We start from the raw sequence: 1,297 nt of genomic DNA on the forward strand, positions 1-1,297 counted from the left end.
ACCTCTGCCTAAAGGCGAGAGGATTCTTGCTTCAGTGGGATTCCGACGAATTTACCCTCGGCAAGCATCTTGACCGTATGCCCTACGGCTGCAAGTCCTCTAATTAGAACTACTTGAGCTGCTGCAACATCTCTATCGGTTGTATAACCGCAATTTGAGCAAGTATGAGTACGCTCAGCAAGCTCTTTTTTGCCTGTTGCGACACCGCAATTTGGACAAATCTGACTGGTTTTCTTAGCATTCACTTTTTGGAAGTACACCCCGCGTTTCCAACAGGTTTGTTCCAAAATAGTGAAAAATTGACCCCATCCAGCGTCTAAGCAGTGCTTGCCCAGCATCCCTCTGGATAGTCCAACTAAATTTAAGTCCTCAACAAATACCATCCCCACATCATTGCAAATTTGATGAGAGATTTTGCGATGCCAATCTTTTCGACAATTAGCAACGTATTCGTGCAAAAGAGCAACTTTTTTCTGAGCTTTGCGCCAATTATTTGAGCCACTGCGCTTTTTACTCACACGTTTTTGCAGCAATTTCAGCTTGCGTTCTGCGTCTATAAAAAACCTTGGCCGCTTGACTAAAAGACTATTAGAAGTTGCTATGAAATTCGTTAGTCCGACATCAATTCCTAGGGAATTTCCGTGTGGCACTACGTCGGGAATTTTTACATCCCATTGAACGGTCAGCATTAGATACCAGCCGGATGCACGATTTACTACCCGTGCCTGCTTAATAATTCCACCATCGGGAATCGCTCGGGATTGCCAAAATCTTACCCAGCCAATTACAGGCAGTTTGACACTACTATTTTGAATGGGGTTTAAACTTAGTTGTGGAAACACAAAAGACCTCATGGTTCCCCTTTTTTTGAATCGGGGAAATCCGTGGTTTTGTTCCCACATACTTACAAATGCCTTTTCTAGTCGGCGCAGCACTTGTTGTAAAGCTTGAGCATTGATACGTTGTAATGCAGGGCTGGTTTTCCTGTATGCAGTTAAGGCTTTACATTGAGTTGAGTAAGTTGGTCTGGGTGTGTCAGCTCTGATGATGAATTCCGAGCGAAGGGAACAAGCGTCAATCCGACATTTTCGCGAATTATACCAATCTTTACGTTCTTGCAGGGCATAATTATAGACCTTGCGACATTGTTCCAACCAATCCTCAAATATTGCTACTTGTGTTTTTGTGGGTTTCAATTTGAATTCATAAGTCAGATTGAACACTTGCATCACCTCCTTGTTTGATTTTACCCAATTTCTACAAAATGGCAACAGGATTTCTAGAATAAAGTAGTCCT

General features: G+C 42.7%; 1 protein-coding gene. It reads right to left on the reverse strand.

Annotated elements, in window-relative coordinates; all coding sequences use genetic code 11:
- Window positions 1–8 precede the first annotated feature (8 nt).
- On the reverse strand, window positions 9–1,297 hold a 1,289-nt coding region (locus tag JGK11_RS32740; protein WP_366054183.1), incomplete at its 5' end, for a transposase.

Source organism: Microcoleus sp. PH2017_34_RAT_O_A (assembly GCF_020737885.1).
In the GTDB taxonomy this organism is placed as follows: domain Bacteria; phylum Cyanobacteriota; class Cyanobacteriia; order Cyanobacteriales; family Microcoleaceae; genus Microcoleus.